16 protein-coding genes are annotated in these 23,671 nt (G+C 57.5%); 5 read left to right on the top strand and 11 right to left on the bottom strand.

Translation table 11 applies throughout. The features are described 5' to 3' along the window. The first annotated feature begins 126 nt into the window (after window positions 1-126). From G3M56_RS09010 to G3M56_RS09000, 3 genes are all read left to right on the top strand, one after another. A complete protein-coding gene (locus G3M56_RS09010; RefSeq protein WP_235203341.1) occupies window positions 127-945 on the top strand; it encodes an SDR family NAD(P)-dependent oxidoreductase in 819 nt (272 codons plus the stop codon). Between the two features lie 117 nt (window positions 946-1,062). Beyond that, entirely contained in the window at window positions 1,063-2,496 is a 1,434-nt protein-coding gene (locus G3M56_RS09005) for a glycoside hydrolase family 75 protein (RefSeq protein WP_235203340.1), read from the top strand. A 212-nt stretch (window positions 2,497-2,708) separates the two neighbouring features. After that, complete coding sequence (locus G3M56_RS09000) at window positions 2,709-3,227, top strand: hypothetical protein (RefSeq protein WP_164363370.1); 519 nt, start codon at window positions 2,709-2,711, stop codon at window positions 3,225-3,227. Window positions 3,228-3,401: 174 nt separating this feature from the next. Here the strand turns inward: G3M56_RS09000 and G3M56_RS08995 are convergent, their stop codons facing one another. From G3M56_RS08995 to uvrA, 10 genes are all read right to left on the bottom strand, one after another. Further along, on the bottom strand, window positions 3,402-4,880 hold the full coding sequence (locus G3M56_RS08995; RefSeq protein WP_164363372.1) for a hypothetical protein: 1,479 nt from the start codon (window positions 4,878-4,880) through the stop codon (window positions 3,402-3,404). Between the two features lie 106 nt (window positions 4,881-4,986). Continuing rightward, on the bottom strand, window positions 4,987-6,444 hold the full coding sequence (locus G3M56_RS08990; RefSeq protein WP_235203339.1) for a hypothetical protein: 1,458 nt from the start codon (window positions 6,442-6,444) through the stop codon (window positions 4,987-4,989). Continuing rightward, a complete protein-coding gene (locus G3M56_RS08985; protein WP_164363376.1) occupies window positions 6,434-7,447 on the bottom strand; it encodes a prenyltransferase/squalene oxidase repeat-containing protein in 1,014 nt (337 codons plus the stop codon). Before G3M56_RS08985 ends, G3M56_RS08990 begins: the two co-directional genes overlap by 11 nt. A gap of 27 nt (window positions 7,448-7,474) precedes the next feature. Beyond that, window positions 7,475-8,212 (bottom strand): hypothetical protein, encoded by a 738-nt coding sequence (locus G3M56_RS08980; RefSeq protein ID WP_164363378.1) that lies wholly within the window; start codon window positions 8,210-8,212, stop codon window positions 7,475-7,477. Window positions 8,213-8,231: 19 nt separating this feature from the next. After that, complete coding sequence (locus G3M56_RS08975; RefSeq protein ID WP_164363381.1) at window positions 8,232-10,952, bottom strand: coiled-coil domain-containing protein; 2,721 nt, start codon at window positions 10,950-10,952, stop codon at window positions 8,232-8,234. A gap of 230 nt (window positions 10,953-11,182) precedes the next feature. Further along, window positions 11,183-11,950: a tetratricopeptide repeat protein gene (locus G3M56_RS08970; protein WP_164363383.1), complete on the bottom strand. Its 768-nt coding sequence runs from the start codon at window positions 11,948-11,950 to the stop codon at window positions 11,183-11,185. A 124-nt stretch (window positions 11,951-12,074) separates the two neighbouring features. Continuing rightward, a complete protein-coding gene (gene asd, locus G3M56_RS08965) occupies window positions 12,075-12,980 on the bottom strand; it encodes an archaetidylserine decarboxylase (protein WP_164363384.1) in 906 nt (301 codons plus the stop codon). A gap of 100 nt (window positions 12,981-13,080) precedes the next feature. Next, complete coding sequence (locus G3M56_RS08960) at window positions 13,081-14,163, bottom strand: pyridoxal-phosphate-dependent aminotransferase family protein (protein WP_164363386.1); 1,083 nt, start codon at window positions 14,161-14,163, stop codon at window positions 13,081-13,083. Window positions 14,164-14,348: 185 nt separating this feature from the next. After that, window positions 14,349-16,928 (bottom strand): tetratricopeptide repeat protein, encoded by a 2,580-nt coding sequence (locus G3M56_RS08955; RefSeq protein WP_164363388.1) that lies wholly within the window; start codon window positions 16,926-16,928, stop codon window positions 14,349-14,351. Window positions 16,929-17,001: 73 nt separating this feature from the next. Continuing rightward, complete coding sequence (gene uvrA / locus G3M56_RS08950; protein ID WP_164363390.1) at window positions 17,002-19,905, bottom strand: excinuclease ABC subunit UvrA; 2,904 nt, start codon at window positions 19,903-19,905, stop codon at window positions 17,002-17,004. 63 nt (window positions 19,906-19,968) lie between these two features. Here uvrA and G3M56_RS08945 point away from each other — a divergent pair, with 63 nt between their 5' ends. Both G3M56_RS08945 and leuB read left to right on the top strand, forming a co-directional pair. Continuing rightward, entirely contained in the window at window positions 19,969-20,664 is a 696-nt protein-coding gene (locus G3M56_RS08945; RefSeq protein WP_164363392.1) for a phosphoribosylanthranilate isomerase, read from the top strand. Window positions 20,665-20,692: 28 nt separating this feature from the next. Next, on the top strand, window positions 20,693-21,805 hold the full coding sequence (leuB, locus tag G3M56_RS08940) for a 3-isopropylmalate dehydrogenase (protein WP_164363394.1): 1,113 nt from the start codon (window positions 20,693-20,695) through the stop codon (window positions 21,803-21,805). Window positions 21,806-23,274: 1,469 nt separating this feature from the next. Here the strand turns inward: leuB and G3M56_RS08935 are convergent. Next, window positions 23,275-23,649, bottom strand: a complete 375-nt coding sequence (locus tag G3M56_RS08935; RefSeq protein WP_164363396.1) for a DUF423 domain-containing protein — start codon at window positions 23,647-23,649, stop codon at window positions 23,275-23,277. Window positions 23,650-23,671 lie beyond the last annotated feature (22 nt).

Genomic DNA, 23,671 nt, shown 5'->3' with positions numbered 1-23,671 from the left:
GAGGGACTGCCCGCTTTTTTACGCCCGGCTCCAATTACCCCCGGCTACATCATCGATCCGAATGTGCGCTGCGCAGGCTGGTGGTTATCTGTAATGGGGGATGGATAGGGCTCGAATTTACTCAGTATGGATACTCAAATTGTCTACCAAACCGCTTTGATTACCGGGGCATCGGCCGGCCTCGGTGAGGAGTTCGCCCGCCAGCTTGCTGTGCGCTGCGGCACGCTGGTGCTTGTTGCCCGTCGGGGTGAGCGACTTGATCAACTGAAAGCAGAACTTGAAGAGCACCACCTTGGTCTGCGGGTGGAGCCCGTGGTCACGGATCTCTCCACGGATGAAGGTCTCACGGTTTTGTTGCGCACCCTCAAAGAGAAGGGGCTTTTCCCGGATCTTTTGATCAACAACGCCGGGTTAGGGGATTATGGAGAATTCGCGACAGCGGAGTGGAGTCGGATCGACGCCATGCTCCAAGTTAATATCCGTGCGCTCACAAAGCTTTGCCATGCGCTGGCTCCAGTGATGAAGGCGCTTGGTGGAGGGTCGATCTTGAACGTGAGTTCGCTGGGCGGGGACATTCCGATTCCGGACTTTGCAGTCTACGCTGCAACCAAGGCTTATGTGAGTAGTTTCAGTGAGGCGCTGCGGATCGAATTGCGCGAGTTCAATGTGAACGTTACTACCTTGTGCCCAGGGCCTATTGAAACCGAATTCGGGAGTGTGGCTCGCCGATCGGCGGGGCAGGAAACAGGACTCCCGGCTCGCTCATGGTTCTACGTTGAGCGTGAGCAGGCGGTGCACGGAGCCATTCAAACTATGCTCAAGGGCGGGGCGCGCCATTATCCCGGAACCCAGGTCGCCTGCCTCGCCGCGGTACTTGGAATCCTGCCGTTGGCTGCGATCCGATTGATCATGGGCTTCCGTCCGCGCCAGGTGAAAATGGTCTAATTTTCAGTTTAACAGTTCGTTGATATGAACGGCAGGGTGCCACCGTCAGACAGGCGGTGGCATTTTCATGATTCGCGGTTGCCCGCGATGCCGAATTTCGCTTTCTTTGTCGCACCTATGGACAGCCCGAACAACGATACGCGCAAGACGTTCCCACGCTGGGTCAAACCATTGACGGTTCTCGCTATTGGCGGGGGGCTCGCGACTGCGGCGGGATTGCTCGCATTGCGCTCGCCGCTTGGAGCTAAGGTTGCCCGGGGACTGGACAGGGTGGTCGTTAAGACCGGAGGAGAGTCGGTTTTCCCCGAGCGGTTGATTGTCAGGGAAGATATCACCGAAGTCGAAGTACCCGTAGACGGGAGAATCGAGTTTCCAGGGCGCAAGCAACCTGCGGATGTTAGGATGCTGGCAAACAAGCTGCGCTACGAGGTTGGGCTGAGGCCAATTGAGGAGGGCGATGCGGCAAACAACAGGGAGGACAAACGAGCGTACCGTGTGGAGATGAACGTGGTGGTGAAGCGGCCGCTTCCCGCAACGAGTGCTGAGGTGATTGCCGGGGATCATTCGTCCATTTTCGACGCGATTCCAGGATTGAAGGAACTGCTGCCAAGCGCCGAGGTTTCTCCGTTTTTCGATCAGTTGTACAACAACAAAGAGGCTGCGATCCGGAAGCGGCTGTTTGACTTCGAGCGAATGCTCTCACGCCATAACTATTACGATTGCCAAACGATTCTTGAGTTGAAGCACCCGGAGAATGGCAGGCGTGCGCTCTTGGTGCAGGCGGAGATGGACGTGGTGAGTGATGGTTCCGACGGCGATCGACTGACAGACATTGACGATGAGGTCTTTAGTTCGGCCAACTACCAACCGACCACGAGTTACGGTTGGCGCAAGACGACAAGTAACGAGAATCCGTTCATGCCCCGTATCCGCAAGCGTCTCGCAAAAGCCGAGCAACGCTACGCGGTGAAGGGATTGTCTGCAGAGGAGAATCGGAAACTGCGCTACACCATCGACTACAGCAAACGTTTGCTGCAGGACTTGGAGTCCCGTAGCTATTTGATTGCGCGATACGACCCATTCATGGTGCTTCCGGTATTCATGGTGACAGCTGAGGCCGGGCCGTTCACTCCGAGGATAGGGGATTATGCCGCGATATTCGTGGATGGGGTTCTGTATCCAGCCATCGTCGGGGACGCTGGGCCAAATTACAAGATGGGCGAGACATCGCTGCGGATGGGGTTGCAGTTGGACGAGCGAACGAACCCATATCGACGTCCGGTCTCGGATCTGCGCGTGAGTTACCTCGTATTCCCAGGCACCGCAGAGCGACCATTTTCGGCACCTGATTACGAAAAGTGGCGGCAAGCCGTCTCGTCCTACATCGACGACTTGGGCGGAGTTGCCGATGGGTACCCGATCCACCAGTGGGATGATCTTCTAGCCGCGAAAGATGAAAAACCTAAAGCCGAGGCTGAAGATACAGCGAACGCCTTGGCGGCACCTGCGCCCGAAGCCGCTGAAGCAGTCGCTCCGGAGGAGAGCAACTAGGTTAGACTGGAAGTGTTCTCGCGTTGTCCAAAGGTGAGTAAATTCACGATCTCTTTGCGGTTTTACGACTCGTCGCTATGAAGTGAAGGCGGGAATAACAGAGGGTTTGGCAGGACAAAATATTTCCACTACATCGAGTTTGGTAATAAGCTGTTGCATCCGCAGCGACTCTCCTGACGTATTCGGTTCCGACCAATCAATCCCTTGTAGCAATGCCTCCGCAACTCAATATTCCGGGCTCTGACCCGCAACCATCCGAAGCGTCGCAACCCGCTCCCGAGTCGGAACCAGAGACCCCTCCAAAAAAGAAGGGCCCCGAGGTGCGCAGTCTTCGACCAGCTGGCGAGAAGCCGGAAGACCGTCCGACGCAGCGCGTATTTTCATCGTATCAAACGGGAGCTGTGCCAACGGTTCCGCAGCCAATCTCAGCGCCTGTTCCGACCCACACCGCATCGGTCACCGCGCACATGGTGATCCCGTCGATCACTGCAGAGCAGCCCGTCGTTCAGTCAAACCGCCTGCCGGGCTGGGTTTTCTCTTTGATCGGTGGAGTGTCCGGATTTGTGATTGCCATGATGATGGTCTCACTGGGGATGCTTAACGGCCCATTGGGTATCACCGAGGACAAGAAGGAAGCCGTAGAAGCTGAGCGCGAGCGCATTGTCGAGATTCTCGAGTCAGACCGAGTGGACATCGAGATCTACGAAGGGTTCAAGCCCGAGGAATTTTAGGAATACTCCAATCAAGAAGCCCTGCAGCACTGGTGTGTTGCAGGGCTTTTATTTGCCATAGTGCGGCGCAGTAGGCGGTGAAGAGCCACCAACGTGAGGCATTGCTGCCAAGGGCAGCACGGCCGCGTCAGATGTCGCAGACAGCGCCCCTCAGGGAAAGGCTCCCAATTGGGGTCACCATCCAGTATCGTAGATTTCTTCGGGAGAACTGGCTCCACTGCGGTCGGCCTCCATTTCGGGGCTGACTTCCTCTTCACCGATGTGGTGGAACCGCATAGAGCGAAGTTGCCGCAGCGGGATGGGAGCGGTTCCAAAGTTTTCGGAAAACGCGGTGATGATGTTGTCATTCAACTCGCGGACTTCAAACCGCATCGACGCGCCATCCGGGAAGCCGGCTGTGACATCGAGTGGCATCTTTCGCGCTTCATCCCAGGAGGTCGAGCGATCCAGCATCAAGTGACTTGCTCTTCGGTTGCGGATACGTATTTCGCCAAAGTCATCGGTGTCGACAGCGATCGAGTTCCGGTCAATGTCAGTGACCTCTCCGGTGATCCGGTCGCCGTTGACCAAGAGGATCTCGGGGGTAGTGGACTCATCGTCGCGCTGCAAATCTTCTGGGAAGATTCCATTCCAACGCGTCACCAGTAGATTATGGATCCGGGTGGTGGTCCGGCCGCTCACGGCCAGCGAGATGGCGGTGCCGTAGCTATTGAGCCCGCCGCTCTTGTCAGTCCAAGAGGCTGCGCGTTTTCCATCAACGTAGACTGCTATCTCGCCATTTCTGCGGTCGAAATACAGGTCAAGATCGAGATTATCCACGCCGGAGATCGGTGGAGTGTCTCCAATCCGCCCCATGCTCACAGTGCGAACACTGCGTCGCTGCTTGCCCTTCTCGTCGAGCGATTTGTCCGCCTTATTGAGGTCCATCCACCCTTGGCCGATGCGCAATTCATAATACCCCTCGCGGCCACGGTCGGCCTCGCTCGGGCTGAACGCCTTGACAGTAAGGTTGTAGGTGGTGGTGCTAGTACTCATCGAGAATCCGATGTGAATCATATCGGCATCGCCAATATCGCGACTGATGACGCTATGGTTCGACGTGGTCATGACCGCCCCATCGATTTCCCATCCACGGGTTGATCCCTCCCAGTCCTCGAGCAGTCCCGGGCCATCGAGAAGCAAATAATTACCCGGGATCAGCGAGATTGATTTCAACATTTCAAGCTTCAGAGGAAGCTGGCCGCCGTCCGATGTCTCCAGAGTCACTAACTCATCGGAAAGTCCGGTGACCACACCTACCACTTGGTTGCCATTGGTCATGTGTGCAATTCCCGTGACCGTGTCAGAAGAGACGTTTTTTGCCGGAAGCGGATGACTCAAGTCAATGCGGCGCACCTTGTCTCGCGCTACCGCCCATCGTGTCTCGCCGTCGCTCATCAACCAATGGATTGTTCGCCCGCCATCGGATACTCCTTCAAATACTCCGTTGATCTGGTCTCCATTGCGAAAAACAAGTGCTCCTTGTCCTGGGGTGAGCTGCGCCTGCGCTTCCTCTGTCGCAGTTTCAGCCCCTTCATCCTCAGCGATCACGCATGGTTGTAGCGCCGTAAGCATCCCGACCACACAAAACGCTGGCAGCAACCGTCTACCCATGCACGCTCGAACGGACAATGAATGGAGGTGTTGTGGATTTTTCTTGGTCATCAAGGGGGCTGTCATGGTTGGGCGACCGCAATTGGTAAGTTCTTCTCCACTCGGGTTACTCATCGTGCGTGGTGGATTTGACGATTCGGGTGATTTGGTTAAGCGGCACATCCAAACTGGAGCCTTCCTTCAACATGGCTTGAACCATCTCGGCATCTTGCGCATAGGTGATGCGTTGTGCCGCGACGCGGGAGCCGTCCCTGAGCTCGATATGCCATCCGTCAGATCCGGAATCCGTAGCGGCGGGGGCTTCCTCAGTTCCGCCCATTTGGACGAATGCGATCAGTTGCTCGCTGAGCTCGAGTGGCTCGCGTCCATCTTGTGTGATCTCCAAGATTCTGCCGCCCCCGCTGCTTTCTTTGACTGCTGTAAGCTTGCCTGGCAGGTGATCACCGTCGATCAGTCCGACGATGGAGTCTGATTGATCCGCAGACGGGGCATAGCTCACCACCACGCCGTCCCACTCGCGCACTTCGATCTTGCGCAGTCGGAGCGGGCCGGTTCCTCGTTGCTGGAGTACCAACCACGATCCAGAGCAAATCGAAGCTTCATCTTCGGACACCGAGCGTTGTGAGGCCAGCGGACCGCCGTGGTAATCGGTCAACAACTTGCCGTCGGCAACAGCGATCACCCGCTGCAGCTCCCGATCGACGTACAAGGTGAGCTCAATGCTGCCGCGCTGCCTATCGGAGTCCCAGTCGACGTCGTTGTCTTGGAATAATGTAGTGGGCGAGCGGTGTGCATTGCGCTTTTGCACAGGAACCAACTGCAAGCGTGTTGAGCGCTCACTGAAAATTACATGAAGGGCAGGGGCGTCGATCGAGACACCTTCCTCGTTGCCAGCACCGAGTGTTACGCGGAAGTCAAGGTGGTTCCTCCAATCGAGTTGAACTGTTGTTACAAATCGGGTGGGGAGTTCGGCCTCCATTGAGACCGCTGGGTAGTACGTCCCGTCAAAGACGAAGTTCCCCCCGACTTCACGGACTTGGCTGCCGTATGGATTTCGCTCTTTCTTGTGATTGCCGGTCCACTCGTCGAGCGAGAGGGTATCGCCACCTGCGATGTGTTTGCCGATTCCCTGGGCAAGGCCCAGTCGAATGGACTCCACCTTTGAGCGCTCCAATTCTCGCTTACCCAATGTTGGGGAATTCATCACCAGCTGGTTCTCATTGACGCTGGTGATCTGCCCAACAAACTGGGTTCCGTCCACCAACTTGACCAGATCTTGATCAGCGGATGGCTTGGATGGACGGTCGAACCAAATCTCGTCGAACGCAGATTTTGGGAACTCGACCTGTTGTGAGCTGAAATCGTGGAGCCAGTTGAGCTGACCGTCTGGTGCGATCCCTTCCATGGTGCCACGCAACAACCCGCCATCCTGCAGTACGAGCACGGATGGGGACTCACTTTGACCATCCTCAGGTTCGGCAAGCGCCAACCCAATGCCACAACAAGCGGCAATGGCGGATGTCATGAGTGTGCGTGTGGAGAGATAAAATCGATCAACGTTCATAGATCGGCAAATAGCGGTAGTTAAGCGCGAGGGAGAGGAGGGCTGCGGAGGTGGAGAAGGTCGACCCTTTGCCACTGGTCCAGCTGCCGTCGGGCAATTGGATGGTCGACATGTAGCCGATGTTGGCGTTGTTCCACTCGCTCCAGACTTCGGAGTCGGCGTGGAAAAGTGCCTGCGCCATGTAGTACTCGTAATAGAATGGGTAGCTCTGATCGCGGTACTTGAGGTTTTTCTTCAGGTAGGCCAATCCGGACTTGTACGACGAGTCGTCCCGTTGCTTGGCCAGCGAATACATCAAATGGCCAATGGCACCCCGTGTGGGGTTGGGGTTAGAAGCGTTGCTATAACCGTAGCCGCCCTCTGAGGTCCGCACCGATGCCAGATAGGCTAGTCCTCTCTCGAAGGCGACATCGGGGATCATGAGTCCCGCGTTACGGGCTGCGAACAACGCAACCATCTGGCAGCCCACGACCGAGGTGTCCGCATCGGTGGATCCGGGGTCGTAGCGCCATCCTCCGGTCGGGTTCTCCGATTGGGATTTTAGGATCAAATCGACAGCCTTCTGCAAGGTCTGGCCGACCCCTGGGTGGTCCAATTCGCCGTAAACCTCTGCCAGCGCCGTGGTGGCGAAGCCGTGGTCGTACATGCGTGAACCAATCAGACCGCTCGATGTGTTCTGCTCCGCGATGATGAAATCCACAGCCTTTCGAACATTCTCAGCATAGAGCCCGGTGTTTGGGTCGTCACCGCGGCTTACCAATGCCATGACGGCGAGACCAACGACGCCTGGGTTCGAGCCAAAGTTGCTATCGATGTGGCCCCAACTTCCGTCCGCTCCTTGGTTGGTAGCGAGCCACTGCAAGCCGCGCTGGTACATCTTTTCCAGCTTCTTGGGAATGACTTCCGCTTGGCTGCTATTGGAGAATGATCGCGCGGACGCGGGGCCGGGGATCGCCAGGGCTACGAGGGCACCGCATACAAGCGGGCGGATGAGAGAGTGCAACGTCACGTGGGCTGGGGAGGGGAGAGATTATTGGTTTTCAGGGGTGTCGAGCTCGTCGCGCAAGGCTTCCATTCCTTCGCGGAACTCGGATGGAATCATCGCAGGGCTGATGCCACCACCTTTGGGGACGGTTCGGGTCGCGGCGACTTCACCGGAGGCTTCGGAGTTGGGCAAATTGCCGGTGGTTTCAGCACCGTTTCCACCGCCTTCACCCGGGGACTGGCCGGCACCATCACCCTCGCCTTCACCGTCGCCGGGCTTGTCACCCTTCTTCTTGCCGGTCATGTAGTCGAGCTGATCCATCATGGCGCCGAGCGACGAGGACGGGTCACCTTCCTGCTGTTGCTGTTGTTGCTGCTGTTTGGCGGCTTGATAGATCTTCTCAATCGCGTCATTCTCGGCAGCGATGGTCTCGCCACCAACGACACCGTCCTCGAGCAGGTCACGGGCATCCAGCAGCGCAAAGTCGATCTCTTCCAAGAAGGTGACGATCTCATCGTCGGCCCACTTCCAGCTCAGATCCTGAAGCCGCATGGAGAGCTCATCCTGACGTTCGGCGAGAGCCTTTGCCCGAGCCTCAAATTCAGGCAACTCAAGCACTTCGGCCTCAGTCGCTGTCGCCTCTGGTTGGGCCGAAGGGGATTGCCCCTCCGTCGCTGCGTTTGTTGCGCACAGACCGCCCGCACCAAGCATTCCACCAACCACCAAGGGGAGGAATGCTGTGATGCCGGCGTTCAGCCGCGATTGATTGCGCTGTGAAATCATAGGCGTGAATGTTCAAAGATTAGGTGGTCGGGCGCTCGACGCGAGGTGGAATTGGCAGGCTAGGTTTCTCAGATGGCTGAGCTTCCGGTGCAGCCTTAGGCTGCGACGCGTCGCCGCTGGCTCCAGGGTAGTTCTCTCCAAGGAACCGGGTCTTCGCCCGAATATCCTGCTGCTGCTGGATCATGCGCATGAGCTCGAGCATCAGCTCGATCTGAGCCAAGTCCTTCTGGCCACCGCCGCCCCCGCTGCCGCCTCCGCCGCCGTTCTGGTCCTCTTGCTTGCTAGGGTCAATCAGATCAGCCCAGGCATCGAGCTGGTCGGCCCATTGTTTAAGTGCCGGCACGCTGCGTCCGACCAGGTTCTCTCCGATCTCTTCGCGCAGGTTGTCCATCGCATCGACAACCCCGAGCTCTCTCATCTCCTCCTGAATCTGGCCGTAATCTTCACGTTGGGACCGGCGGGAATAGTGACCGAGATCCTCTTCAATATTGCGGATGCTTCGGCGCAGCATTTCCTGGCGCTTGGCACCTTCCAGCAACTCAAGAAACGTGTCCTTTTCAACCTCATCGCGTGATGCGCCGGCTGCGTCCAGCGTGCCGTCTTCGTCATTGAGTGAGCGCACCATCACCTGAACCAGCGAGGTCGCGTTGTTGCGGTTCTTCTTCGCTGCGGATCGCAAACGGGCGACGAATCCGGCCGCCTCCAGCTGTTCCTCGGTCTGGTCGGCAGACTTGAGTGCGTCCTTCATCTTCTCGACCACCTCTTTCTGTTCTTCCACCGCACGATCCATTGCCTGCTCGCGCTCACTGGCGGCCTTTGAAGGATCTCCTGCTTGTTGGAGTTGCTCCAGGAGCTCGGGCACCTCCGACTGGCTCAACTCGCTGAGCTGGTTGTTCATCTGGCTCCAGCGCTCCATCGCCTTCGGGTCGATCGTCTTGTTCCGAAGAGCCTCGCGGAACAACTCACGCGACATTCGTTCGAGGTCGTCGATCTTCTGCTGGGTGCGCTCATCCTCGGCAATCTGCTCGTCGACACGGGCTTTTGCTTCGGCCAACTCTTCACCGCTGAGCTCGCCAAGACGCTCATTTTCCGCCAGCAATGATTCCTCGTTGCGGGCTGCCTCTTCGAGGTCATCCATCAAACGCCCGAACTTTTCCTGAACGATCTGGGCATGATCCTCATGACTCAGGACCTCAATGACCACAGGATCAGAGAACTGCTTGGGACGATCAGGGAAGTAGTCTGTGACGTATCCGCGCAAGCTGATGCGCTGTGGCTCGATGCCAAGCTCCGTGCCATTGAAGACAAATGGAGTCACCTCACGCAGCTGCTTGTGGCCACCTTCTCCGACTTTCATCACGGTAGGAGCTGCATTGGTCTCGTCCAGATTGATCCACTCCAAGCCGAACTCAGCAACGCCGTAATCATCGGAAGCGTTGAGTTCAAACGGAAGATCCTCGTCTACCAACAAAGCGTAGGTGCTGTCCGTGGTTAAGAAAATCACCGGAGCTTGATCCTTGAGAGGCTTCACTTTGAGTTCGAATGGCCCGGAATCCTGCAAGCCCATCACGTCGCTCATGCGGATCTGAACCGATCGAGCTTTGTCCTCTGATTCCTCCGCGGCTTCCGTGTCACCCTCAGTCGTGGCTTCAATTGGAATCATCCAAGACGAATTGAGGCGGAATGTGTCGCCGTCGATCTGGGCAGCCAGATCATCACCATTCTGGTCGGTGACTTGAATGGATGCCAGTTCCCGGCTAGCGGTGCCGTGGAGGCTCAGCACACTTCCTTCCAGCGGGTTCACTAGTCCGCTGATCGCATCGATCGTCTCGGGTTCGTAGCCAAGATAATCCGGATAGCTTACGTCCACCTTGAGTGATTCCACGGCTGGACGCACCAGAGGGACCACTTCGATTTCTTCGACCGCATCTCCGATTTCGAAGCGCACTTCGGTCGGGGCGGTCATGCCGTTGAAGCGGAATGGAAAACGGTCGCGGCGACGCTCGACGGAAAATGGCAAATCACCAGTCACCATTGCCTGACCTTGGGTCGGTTGCCATTCACTATCCGGTGCGAGCTCGACATCCACGGCGAAGCGCTCACCGCGAGGCACGACGATCGATGGCGGCAGAGGTTCGGTTTTGGTAAAGGTAAATCGTTTGGTGTCCGAAAATGGCGCGACCCAGCGCACGGCCGACGCCAATGCGGCGGGAGGCGACCATACCACCATGCTGATGACCGCGGCTAGAACACATACCGTAACGACAATCAGCCAACGGGGCATGCGGCGAGGCAATGCCGAGTCGAAGTCATACTCGCGGGCTTGCTCTGCCACTTGAGCAATTGCTGCCTGACGCAAGGCAGGAGACAGGGTTTCGTTGTCGCCTTGTTGGTTCTCCAGCTCAATCACACCGAGCAACTGATCGCCAAACCTCGGCGATGAAGCCGACACCAACTTCGCGAGCTGGTCATTGGTGCGATGACTCCAAATCCAACGTTGAAGGAGACGGGGAACCACAAAGCCCGCCACCGAAAGGGAAGCCAATAGAATCCCCAGACGCACTGCCCCCGGGGTGTCGACCACGCGGTCCAACACGAACACCAAGGCGAATCCAATCAGCAGCCCCAACGCGCCGGACACCGAAGCCTCGAAGAATTTGGTCCGCCATAAAGCCACTCGGAATCCGTCGAGTGACTCTTTGAGGGAATCCGGCAGCTTGGATGATGGTGGGGCGGGCATCGGCTAATCAGTACGGGAGGTCATTTATCTAGTACGCCGGCAGGACGCACCAGATGGTAATTGTGCCCACAGTCAACGACTGCGCGCAGTCTAATTTGTTTAGATTTTTGGAATCATGCGGGAATAAAAATCCGCCCGCCCGTCAGAGGCCCGAAAACGAACCAGCCGACAGCGAGTGTCTCGCCGTCGGCTGGTCATCGTGGGCGATTGTGCAGGCGGTCGAAGTTCGCCTACAGCATTTGAAGCCATCCGGCTTCGAACAAAGCATCCGCGTACATTGCGTTGGCCGCCGGGCTGTAGATCTTACGTGCATTGTTGATCCACTCCTGGGCGCTGGCCTCATTGCCTTCGTCATAGGCGAGGGCGGCATTTCCATAATAGTAAATCGGGGTGTCGTCGAAGAAGCCGTACTTCTCGACAATCTCCTTACCTTTGGCGGTATCGCCCAACTTGATGTGACAGATTGCGATCTTGTAATCGATCAGGCGCAGCGACGGCTTAGGAAGCACTTCGGCGTGACGCTCAAGCAGATTTTCAAATCCGCTGAGAGCCTCTTTCCAGTTGTGGCGCACGAAGTCCATCTCGATACGGTTGAACATGCCCTGCCAATTGGTAGGGAAGCTCGCGACCAGCTTGTCGAAATAATCGGCAGCACGATCGAAGTCGCGAAGGTTGACGTAAGCTGAACCTTTGAAGTTCAGCACCGCAGGGTGCTCTGGCAACAGCGCCTCCGCATCGTGCAACTTGTCGAGAGCCTCCTGATTGCGCTTCTGAGAGAGGAACGACCCGGCATCGCGGAGCGCCTCGAAGAACACTTTTTGTTCGTCGTCGCTGAGGGTCTTCACCATGGCATTAGCGGCATCGGCCTCTTTTGTCCGATTGTGCTCAATGACTTGCCTTGCCAGATCTTCCTGATCCTGGGCGAAGGCGCCGCTGATGGGAGCAACGGCTGCCAACAATGCGGAAACGGCAATAGCGGGAATTGATGACTTCATCATTCTAATTCGAAATTCTGGTAGGGTTCAATTTGCGGCTATATAAGCGAGGTCGACGGTGCCGTGGCAAGGAAAACAACACACATCTTTACAAGATTGTGACTCGCTCCGAGGCGGCTTCTGATTTTCAGTTCACGCGGGCGCAAATATCGCCCACACGGGCGTAAACTTCGGTCTGCTTGGAACTCCACTCCACGAGATCGTCGGAGAATGTGATTGAACCTTCAGGGAAAAGTGTGATCACCGAAGAACCGCCAAACGAGAAGTAGCCCTTTTCGTCTCCCTTAGCGACGGTGCCCGGATCGTACGTCTGATGAATTGACCCGACGCAGGTGGCCCCGATTTCCAGGACCGCGACTTCGCCAATTCCCGGCGACTCGACAAGTGTCAGTGTCCGCTTGTTCTCCCAAAGATAGTCGAGACGCTGGCGCAGCGCGATGGGTGAAACCGAGTACAACCGGTTGCGCTCATTGAGCTCGCGAGTCACAGCAGCGTCGCCGCTGACCGGGAAGTGGTAACGGTGGTAGTCGGTAGGGCAGAGCCGCGACAACAAGAGCGAACCATTTTCGAAGCGCGCCGCAAGGGTCTTGCACCCCAGTAGTTTTTCCAGATCGAAGCGCTGCCCCTTGACGAAAAACGAGTCGGCTTTTGTCACGTTGGGGAGGCACAGGTGACGCCCATCCGCAGGAAACACAACGGAGCTTCTATCAGAGTCGACCGGGCGCGCCTCGGGCTTCAGTTTACGGAAGAAGAACTCATTGAAGCTGCCGTAGCTGGAGACTTCATCAGCGAACTCAGCAGGATCGAGCCCGAACTCCTCGACGAAGGGAGTCACCATCCGCGCACTGGCCGGACGCGACATGCGCCAGCCGTACCATTTGGAGAATGCAGGGCGGGAGGCCACCACCGCCAGTGCCAGGCGCCCGCTTGGTGTACCATAAATCCAGCGCAAAAATGACTCACCGTACACGTCTTCGGTAATCATTTTCTGTTGGTAGCGGTCAAAGAACTCAATCGGCGTGTCGACGGTCATGGAGTCAGTAAAGTGCGTGCTTCGATGAAATGCAAAAGCGGCGGCAACACATTTGCAGGTTGCCGCCGCTCGCGGAGATAATCGGGGTTATTCTTTGTGCTTACTTGGCGCCAGGGTAGGTGGCGTCGAGCGCCTCAATCAGCTCGGCGATTGTTTCTTCGGTCTCGTCTCCCATGTTGGAGATGCGGAAGGTCTTCCCTTTGATTTTGCCGTAGCCCATGTTGATCATCAACTTGTGCTCATCTTTGAGGCGCTTGTTCCACGCGTCGAGATCCAGATCTTCGGTGTTGGCGAACGTGGTCAAAGCCATCGAGCGATAGCCCTCTGGTGCGAAATGCTCGATCTCGTGCTTTTCCGCCCATGCATGGACCATGGCGTTGAGCTTGGCGTGACGGGCAAAGCGTTCTTCCACGCCCTCGTCGAAAATTTTGTTCAACTGGTGCTCAAGTCCGTAGAGCAGGCTGATGCACGGAGTCGATGGAGTCATGAACTTCTCCGCGTTCTTTTCGAACTCAAAGAAGTCGAAGTAGTAGCCGCGGTTTTCCACGGTCGCCGCGCGGTCCATCGCTCGCTGCGAGACCGCAAACAACGCGAGGCCAGGAGGCAATGCCAACGCCTTCTGCGTTCCCGTCAGCAACACGTCGATTCCGAGTTTGTCCATCTCGGTGCGAACCGTTGAGAAAGAGGAGACAGTGTCGACAATCAACAGCACATCATCGAACTCTTGCACCACAGCGGCAAGTTCAGCCAATGGGTTCATCACGCCGGTCGATGTTTCGTTGTGAACAAGGGTCACCACGTCGTACTCACCGGTCGCAAGTTTTGCGCGCAGCGCGTCGGGCAGGATCGGCTGTCCCCACTCCACTTGGAGCTGGTCTGCTGCGAGGCCGTTGCGCTGGGAGACGTCGAACCACTTGTCCGAGAACGCGCCGCAGCAGCAGTTGAGGACCTTCTTTTTGACCAGGTTGCGGACCGAAGCCTCCATCACGCCCCACGCGGACGAGGTCGAGAGGAAGACCGGCCGCTCGGTTCCGAAAAGAGACTGCAGCTTCGGCATCATGCGCTCATAGAGCTTGGCGAAGTCGCCGCTGCGGTGACCGATCATAGGTTGGGTCATCGCCTGAAATGTGTCCTGGCTGACTTCGATCGGACCAGGGATGAAGAGTTTGACGTGATCTCGCATGGTGGTGTGATGGATGGGATCTTGGGCAAAACCAAAACCTGTATGGCTGCCTTCGGATCCAATAGTTCGACAGGTGGGGTGTCGCAAGCGGGAATTAGCGGAAGCATCAAGCTACCATGGGAGCCGCGCACCATCGTTCGAGGTGGGCTTTCGCTCTTGGGCTCACATGCAGCCTGACTTATGGGCTATTCGTTTTTCCAGATGAAATGGTTGAGCTCGATACGCTCGGCAATGTCGCGCGCCTCGGCGGCACGCGGGTGGGGGAGCTTGGAGACGCGTCCGGCCAACCGAGCCGCCGCCTTCCAGCGCTTCTCTCGGATCAAAAGATCGACCGCATTCATGCCGGCTCTGAACCTCCAAGCCACCGATCCGGAAGGGGCGCCTTCCTCTCCATCGCTACTCTCGAAAATTGAGTAGTACTGAGCCAGAGCCCGGTCCGGCAAGCCGCGCAGCTCCGCGATCCGCCCGAGCCCGAAGCGCCCCTCTGCCAAATGGCGCGCTACATCGCCTCCGGATGCATCGCGCCCGCGGTCGACCATTACTTGAAAAACCTGCTCGGCCTCGGTCAATGCAGCCTTGTCGTCGGCTCGGTTACCCAAAAGGATTTCGCCCTTCTGCTGAAGCACATCGAAGTACTCATCTTCCGTGGGCTTCGCATTCTCAGCGAGCACCACATTCAGCAAGTCCACAGCATCATCGATCTTGCCCTGACGCACGAGTACCGCCGCCTGTTCACGGCGGGCGCGCAGCAACAATTTACCATCGTAGTCGATGACCTTCTGGAAGAGAGTAATCGCATCGTCCAAACCTTTGTCGCTCAGACTCAATGCAGCAGACCGCCCAGCGAAGAACAATGCGCGCTCCACGAGGTCGCTGTCTTTGGATGACTTGGCGAGGAACTCAAATTGTCCGCGTGCGTTGACGTAGTCGCCGCTGTTGAAGTAGATCTCCGCCAGCTTCATCCGCGTTGCGTCTGCGTAGACCGAATCCGGCCATGCCTCGAGAAAGAGCAGGGCGCGCTTGATCGCTTCGGGGGCGCTACCTTCCAGATCCGCCACCCAAATCAGCAAGTAGTCACGCTTCTCAACGTCCTCACGCAACGTTCCACTATCCGAAACATGGCTCAACTGGTTGCGTGCTTTGTCTGGCGCAGGTGGGGATTGGCGCAATGCGATCTCTGCCAGCACGATGTACGCCCGGGCATTCTCAGCACGACGTGGGAACGAGCGGATGTATTGCCAGATAGCGACGCGAGCCAGCTCGGGCTGCCGCTCCGAAAGGTAGATCCCACGCTCCAGCAGCAGCTGGGCAGCCAGCCCTTGGTGACCGCTTTTCTCCAAATTGCCCAAGTATTGCTGAAAGCCGTGGTTTTCTCCGGACTGCATCGATGCCACTGCCGCATTGTAATTGGCCGCGGAGGAAACATCGGGAGCTGCACGCAATGCCGCGTTGGCAAAGGCCCTCTGGGCGTCGCTGTATCGGCCTGAACGAATGGACGCCACTCCGAGCAGGAACCAACGCTTGGTTTCCTCATCCATGGCGAGAGTGCCTTCCTCGAGAGTTGTCAGAAGAATCCGGGCAGGCTCCAGTTGGCCAAGTTCGATCAGCGTCTCCGCCTCCAACAGCTTCAACGATGGGGAAAGTTCCGCTCCCGGGCCGAGCCACTTGCGGTACGACTCCAGCAGGTCCCAAGCCTCGACCGGGGACTGCTTCAGCATATGTTTGACCTGATGGAAGGTTGCCAGTGAGGCGATCAGTGGACGCCCGCTGCGGACCCATTCGCGGACGTCGCCCTCGTGAGCGACACCGCGGTCGGAAGTTTCGAAGACGCCAAACTCCGCCAGTAGTTTGAATGCGGCATTCAAGGCCTCCTCCGACTCAATCGCCGGGTCATTGACCATTTTCTTCAATGTCAGCACCGCGTCCTCCGGCGTGCCAGCAGCCAACGCAGCGTGCGCCTGCCCCAGGGCTGCCGCTCCGGCCACTTTTGGCGGAAGCTTTCCGCCATCCGGTTGGTTTAGAAGCCCTCCAAAACGCACGGCGGCCTCCTTGAACCGTCCAAGCCCGAGGTCTACCTGGGCTGCCAAGTAGTCGCGCAACAACGACGACACCGGAGTAAGAGCATCGCCATCGAGCTGGGTGAGCCATTGCTCCGCTTTTTCGAAATCACTTGTAGCGAGCAAGACTTCGGCCCCTTTGAGGAACAGCCAGACCCGGTCGGATTCTTCGATCGATCCATTTCTCTCCAAAGCCGCCTCAATCACCTCCAATGCCGCTGCGGGTTCTCGTAGCCATAGCAAAACATCCGCCTGAGAGAGAGACGCAGCGAGTACGTAACGCGTGTCTCCTGACTCCAGGTAGCGCGAGAACCAGTCCGCAGCGTCAGCCAAACGGCCCGCTGCGGCAAACCCTTGAGCTCCCCAAAACAAACCGGCAGGCGGTGCTGCCGGATCGAAACCTGATGTCACCAGCACGGCATCCACGGCCTGCCCGTCTCGGACCAACGCCTCAAGCAACAAGACCTCTACGGTAAGTCTATCCTCGTCCGACAGCTCGGTGCTGGATGCCAGCGTACGGAAGTTCTCAGCCGCCACGCCATAAAGGCTGTCCGCCATTGCCTGCCGTCCGATGCGGAATTGCTCCGCATCCCTGAGGATGATTTTTTGAGTTTCCGCTGTGGTCGTGCTTTCATCCGCGGCCGCATATGCGGGAAGTGCAATGGGCAATCCTGCGAGAGCAAGTGAGAGGAAAATTGGGCGCATCATGAAAATCTGGGTGGCGGACTCGGGCTCAAGATACCGATGATCCGGCGAGGGAAAAGAAGGAATGCGAACTGGATCACGATCGTGGCCCAGCCGATAACAAATATGGAGCGGTCGGTGACTTGCCGGCATCTGCAATTTGCTCAGGTGTTCCTTCCGCGACGATTTGCCCACCATGCACACCTCCCCCCGGGCCGAGCTCAATCAACCAATCGGTCGCTCGCAGCACATCGGGATGGTGTTCAATTACCACCACGGTGTTGCCTGCATCCCTCAACCGGGCGAGCTGTTCCAACAGTCGGTCGATATCGGAGAAGTGTAGCCCGGTGGTCGGCTCGTCGAGCAGGTAAATTGTCTTGCCGTGGGATTTGCGGGCGAGTTCCGTGGCAAGCTTCAGGCGCTGGGCTTCGCCTCCTGACAGCGTGTTGCCGGGCTGCCCGAGCACCAGATAACCTAGTCCGACCTGGCGCATGGATTCGAGCATCCGAGTCACCTTTGAAATCTTGCCGAAGAACCGGGCTGCGTCTTCGACAGTCATGGCCAGCACATCCGCAATGCTTTGCCCTTTGAAGCGAACCTCGAGGGTTTCACGGTTATAGCGCTTTCCGTCGCAGGCTTCGCACGGCACAAAGGTGTCGGGGAGAAAGTGCATGTCTATCTTCAGTGCTCCGTTGCCTTGGCAGACCTCACACCGCCCTCCAGGGCGGTTGAATGAAAAGCGAGCCGCGGAATACCCGCGCATCCGCGAGTCGGGAAGCTGGGCGAAGACCTTTCGAATTTCATCGAATGCACCGACATAGGTGGCGGGGTTCGATCTCGGGGACGAGCCGATTGGAGATTGATCGATGGAGATGCAACGTTCGAAAACCTCTTCGCCACGGATTGACTGGTAGGGGAGGCCGGTTTCACGGGATCGGTTGAGCAGTCTGGTCAGCAGTGGCTTCAAGGTGTGGTTGATCAACGTGGATTTGCCGGATCCTGACGCGCCGGCAATACCTGTCATGCGTCCGACCGGAAGCCGCAGATCCACGTCTTGCAGGTTTTGACCGCGACATCCGCTCAACTCAAGCCAATCGAGCCCCTGCTCATCGATGCTCACAGGGCGTCTTGCCAAGCGCGCACCCACGGACCGAGCGCCGACCAAGTACGGTAGGGTTACGCTGGCATCGGGCTTTGTGCGTAAAAGCTCGGCCAAGGATCCACTGACCAACAACTCACCGCCTTGATGCCCCGCACCGGGGCCGATTTCGACCAAATGATCAGCAGCGAGAATCGTGTCTGCATCGTGTTCGACCACGACGACTGTATTCCCCAGATCGCGGAGGCGATGGATGGCCTGAATCAGGCGCGCGTTATCGGCGGGGTGAAGCCCAATCGACGGCTCATCAAGCACATAGGTGACGCCTGACAATCGTGACCCTAGCTGTGTGGCGAGACGGACGCGTTGATATTCACCACCCGACAGGCTGGATGTTTGGCGGTCGAGGGTCAGGTATCCGAGCCCGACCTCTTTGAGGAAGCTCAGGCGGTTCCGCAGTTCATCGATAATGGGTTGTACCGCCAATGACTGACGTTCACTCACAGGCATTTGCTGCATCCATTCGTGTGCCGCATCCACTGACAACGCGCACCATTCATGAATCCCCAATGAGTCAGCCTCTCCGGGAAGCTTTACAGCCAGCAAGTGTGGGCGTAGGCGCGCTCCATGGCACGACGGACATTCACTGCGCGCAAAAAACTTCTCGAACCGACGGCGGGCAGCCTCAGACTTCGCTCCATCGCGCAGACGCTGAAGCTGCGCCAGCAGGCCGTCGAACACCCCGTCAATCCCAGAGATCGAATCACTGGTGCCGTGGAAAAGCGTGTGGAAGAACTCCGCAGGTGCGCGGTTGAGCGGGAGGTCATCCGCTACACCGTGATGCTCAGCAACCGCTGACAGCTGGCGTTTCCATAGCGCTACGGATTTGGGCGCTTTGTCCCGCCACCAGCACTTCACAGCACCTTCTGCCAAACTGAGGCGCCGATCAGGCAACAGTAACTCATCCGAAGGACGGGGAACCGAGCCCACTCCATGACACGCAGGACATGCACCTTGCGGGGAGTTGAATGAAAACAAGCGAGGTGACAGCTCGATCAGTGAAAAGCCTGTCTCCGGGTTGGTAAAACTCAGAGGAAAGAACACCTCGCGGAAATCATCGTCTTCCGGCGTCATGACCAGTGCGCTGATCCGGAAGCGCGCCCTTGCACAGGCGGTTTCCACGGAGTCGGCCAGACGCGACTGGGCACCATCGCGAATGACCAAGCGGTCTACGACGATGTCCAGCGACTCAATCTTGGTGACACCTTCCACTTCGGGTCCGTCCAGCTCAATCAACTGCCCGTTGATCCGAGCGCGCACAAACCCCTGACGCCGCAATGACTCGATCCGAGCTCTTGCCAACTCAGATGCAGACAAGTCCGCAGGAACGGGCTCGCCCGCCAAGTCCACCGGCGCAAGCAAGACGACTTTCGTGCGCTCAGGCTCCGCCATCAGCCGTTCGGTAATCTCACCGGGACTCAACTTCTCAAGCGGCCTGCCGGTTTTCGGGTCGTGTGGAATCCCTATTGCCGCGTACAACACGCGCAGGTGGTCGTGAATTTCGGTGATGGTGGAAATCGTTGAGCGCGGGTTGGGGGCGGCGCTTCGTTGTTCGATCGCAATGGCTGGAGTCAGGCCATCGATGCGTTCAACATCCGGCTTTTCCATCCGATCCAAGAATTGCCGCGCATAGGTCGAGAGCGACTCGACATACCGTCGCTGGCCTTCAGCGAAAAGCGTATCAAACGCCAACGATGACTTACCCGACCCGGAAACGCCGGTGATCACCACCATCCGATGCTTGGGCAAATCCACGTCGATCCCTCGCAGGTTGTGGGTCTTGGCGCCGACGATCACCAGGCGGTCCGAGGCGGAAGGAAATGAGGGGGCTGAGGGCGGCATGATTCGATGCTGGGATATGCGGGCTTGATTCGGCGCGGAGTCGCGGCCATCGGTAGACCTACTATGGCCGCATCTATTGCTCTGCTCGACCAAGCGCCCGTTGGCAACTCCAATTTGCCTGCGGTGAAGATCTGTGGCTTCACGGATCTGGCTAATTTGCGCGAGATTGCGGCCATTGACGGTGTAAACGCGATCGGGCTCAACTTTTTCCCGAAGTCCAAACGCTACGTCACACCTGCCACGGCGCGTGAGTGGACGTCGGCGTGGGATCGCAAAGCCGACGGCGTGGTGACGGTTGGTGTGTTTGTAAACGCAGAGCAGCGCCAAATTATCGAGCTCTTCACCTCCGGAGTGATTGACGTGGCCCAACTTCACGGCACGGAGTCAGCTGATGAGGTCAGCGCGCTCACAGCCCGTGGTATCCCTGTGATCAAAGCCCATGGCATCCGCAACGCCGCGGATATCAATGCCATGACCCAGCACCCAACAGCGTACCATTTGGTGGATGCATTCGCGCCGGGTGAGTGGGGCGGGACCGGCGAAACCGTCGATTGGTCATTGCTGACGAACTGGGGGGACTCACACCCGAGTCATCGGCTGGTGCTCAGCGGTGGGCTCAAGCCTGAGAATATTGCTGAAGCGGTTCTATGCGTGCATCCGGCGATGGTGGACGTGGCAAGCGGGGTGGAGTCCGCCCCAGGCGTAAAGGATGCAAACCGCGTAAAAACTTTCGTAACTGCCATTCAAAAGGCGCATTAAGAAAACCAAAAACCTGAACACACACTCCATGAGCGATCAAGCGATCAAAGTAGCGGTGCTTGCCGGTGACGGCATCGGCCCAGAAGTCATGACCGAAGCGATCCGCGTCCTCGAGCGCGTGGCCGAGCTGCGTAACCTCAGTTTTGAGTTCGACCACCAGCTGGTCGGCGGTGCCGCAATTGACGCGGCCGGATGCCCATTGCCTGACGCTACAGTCGCGGCCTGCGAGGCTGCCGGAGCAATCCTTTTCGGCTCCGTAGGTGGCCCGAAGTGGGAGCACTTGCCGCCTAATGACCAGCCGGAGCGCGGCGCGTTGCTGCCTCTACGCAAAAAGTTCGGATTGTTCGCCAACTTGCGTCCATCCATCTGCCTGCCTGCATTGACCCACGCATCGCCGGTCCGCCCGGACTTGATCAAAGACGGCTTCGATGTGCTCTGCGTGCGCGAACTCACGGGCGGCTTGTACTTCGGTCAGCCTAAGTTCCGCAAGGAAGAGGAGGGGGACATCCTCGCAGTCGACACCATGGTCTACCGCAAGAGTGAGATCGAACGTATCGCTCACGTTGGCTTCCAGGCTGCCATGACTCGCGACAAGCGCCTCACATCGGTTGATAAGGCGAATGTCCTGGAGAACAGCATCCTGTGGCGTGAGACCGTGAACGAAATCGCCAAGCAATACCCAGAGGTGACAGTGAACCATCTTTACGTCGACAACGCGGCGATGCAGTTGATTCGCGACGCGCCAAACTTCGATGTTCTGCTGACCGAAAACCTGTTCGGCGACATCCTGAGTGATGAGATGGCGATGATTGCCGGATCGCTCGGAATGCTTGCCAGCGCGAGCCTGGGCCAGACGTCCGGCAACGGACTGTACTTCGGTATGTTCGAGCCAAGTGGCGGATCCGCTCCAGATCTCGCCGGTCAAGGTGTCGCGAATCCAATCGCACAAATCTTGTCGGCGGCACTCATGCTGCGCTTCTCGTTCGGACTCGAGACCGAGGCCAAGATGATTGAGAACGCAGTGGCCGCCGCCATCGCGGACGGATTCCGCACCGGCGACATCATGACCGACGATGCGTCGCTTCGCCAGGTCGGCACCAAAGAAATGGGTGAGGCAATCCTCAGCCGGATCAGCGCGTAATTCTCCGCGACATAATCTACCTCACAGACTCCGCTCGACGGTCATCACCAGATTCAGGCGCAAGCTCAACAATTTCGAGCAGGCGTCTAAATCAGACCGGTGGGCGGAGTCTCTCTTTTTTCAGGGGGGCGACGCTGAGGTGTCATTGCTGAACCTGGCGATGCAGTAGAGCGCGCAGGCATAGAAGATCGAAAGAAACCCGCTAGGCAGGGCTCCTTTCCGGCTTACCTCGTTATGCACATAATACATGTAATGGTAAGCCTGATATGGGGGTAGGCCCTGCCTGTTGAGTGAATCGACATCGCTCGACACGCCACCTGTGAGTCACTCACCAACGATGTGAAACGTGTGGCTAACGCTCGGTCCAGTCGATTGCCCCGCGCGCATAACCGCAGCTAAGGAAGACTTCAGGTGGCTCGAGTTGCGCTGCTGCCAGCGACCGCATTACGCGGTAAATTCACGAGAGTAAACACCCACAAATAAGCGCTGGAATTTGAGTCACAAAATCGGTCTTCACGACTTCACTTCGGATCGAGATCTCCCAAGCTCAAACCTCGGACTGCACGCCGTTTTTAGCACCAATTCGAAGCCGCTCCAATCAGGCCAACCCAGCCCGTAGACAGCTAATCTGCAGCGCTGGTCACGCAATGTGGATAAACCAGTTATCAACAGTCTTTAGAGTTACCTCTGAGACCAGGCCGTCAGTATACATGGAATGGACAAGCTCATGCGCTGCACTTCCTATATCCGCATTCTGCGCGCACCGGGACCGCCGTCGAAACCTGCATTATGGACGCTGTCGCAGAGGCCCATTGTCGTCATCAATCCCTCTGAGCGTCACCGATTTCACCCTGAATCCCCAAGTTCTCCGCACCTACTTCAGGGTTTATTCGCGAGTTGTCTTCATGATTGCTTTTTACGTGGATTGCGTGCGGACTACCGCAATGCGCACGAGATGCGCTAGTTACAGTGGATTAATAACGCTTTAAAAACACTTATTCACACAATGTGGATAAAATTGGCCCATTTTCACCCTTCCTGGGTGCACGGCGCGACGCCCCACCCCTTACGTCGGGCCGGAAGGAACGCTACAGTCGTGTGGGAGCGTGTCCGTCACATCCTCAGCCCCACCCGATCTTTGATGCTGTAAATGTTCCACGCTCCGAAATTCGAAACGAATCAACGGCGCCGGAGTCCGCTTGGCGGTCGACTTGCGTGCGACATAGTGGCACACTTAAGTGCAAGGGCCGCGTTCAACAACACCCGGGGAAGCGACCTGTTTCGGGCGCATTTCTAGAAGGTTTCCCCTCTCCTCTTAAGGACACCTAGTTCGCTTCTGAACGGCTTGAGCGACCCAATAAATCCGCTCGTAGATATTCGCCAGATACACCCCGCTTGATGCAGCGCTGAGTGACTAATCTAACAGCATGTATGCAATAATTATCGTGGAGATTCCCGCCTGCGCTCCATCACTTTTGCCGCTTGCTGCAGAAGCAGCATGCGATCCATCCTGCGATCATGGAGAGTCCGCCGAAAGGAGTAACCGCCCCCCACTTCGAGACGTCGGTCATGCAGAGGACATACAAGCTGCCAGAGAACAAAAACACTCCGGCAAAAATCAACGCGAACGCGATGCGGGCCGCTCGCGAATCCGGCATCACCCGGATGGCCAGCGCGAGCACCAGCAGCACGACGGCGTGCACCATCTGGTAGTGGACTCCGGTCTGCCATTGATCAAGGCGACCGATCTCATCCAGGTGCTCCGCCCATTTCCCGTGAGCGCCAGATGCTCCGGCGGCCACAGCGATTGCGCCATTAATGCCAGCGATGATGAACCGAGCCATGGTGGTGAAGGTCGCGTTGAAC

The sequence above is a fragment of the Sulfuriroseicoccus oceanibius genome, from assembly GCF_010681825.2.
GTDB classification, from domain to species: domain Bacteria; phylum Verrucomicrobiota; class Verrucomicrobiia; order Verrucomicrobiales; family SLCJ01; genus Sulfuriroseicoccus; species Sulfuriroseicoccus oceanibius.
The sequence above is the reverse complement of the archived record's forward strand: the minus strand, read 5'-3'. Positions and strand labels throughout refer to the sequence as shown.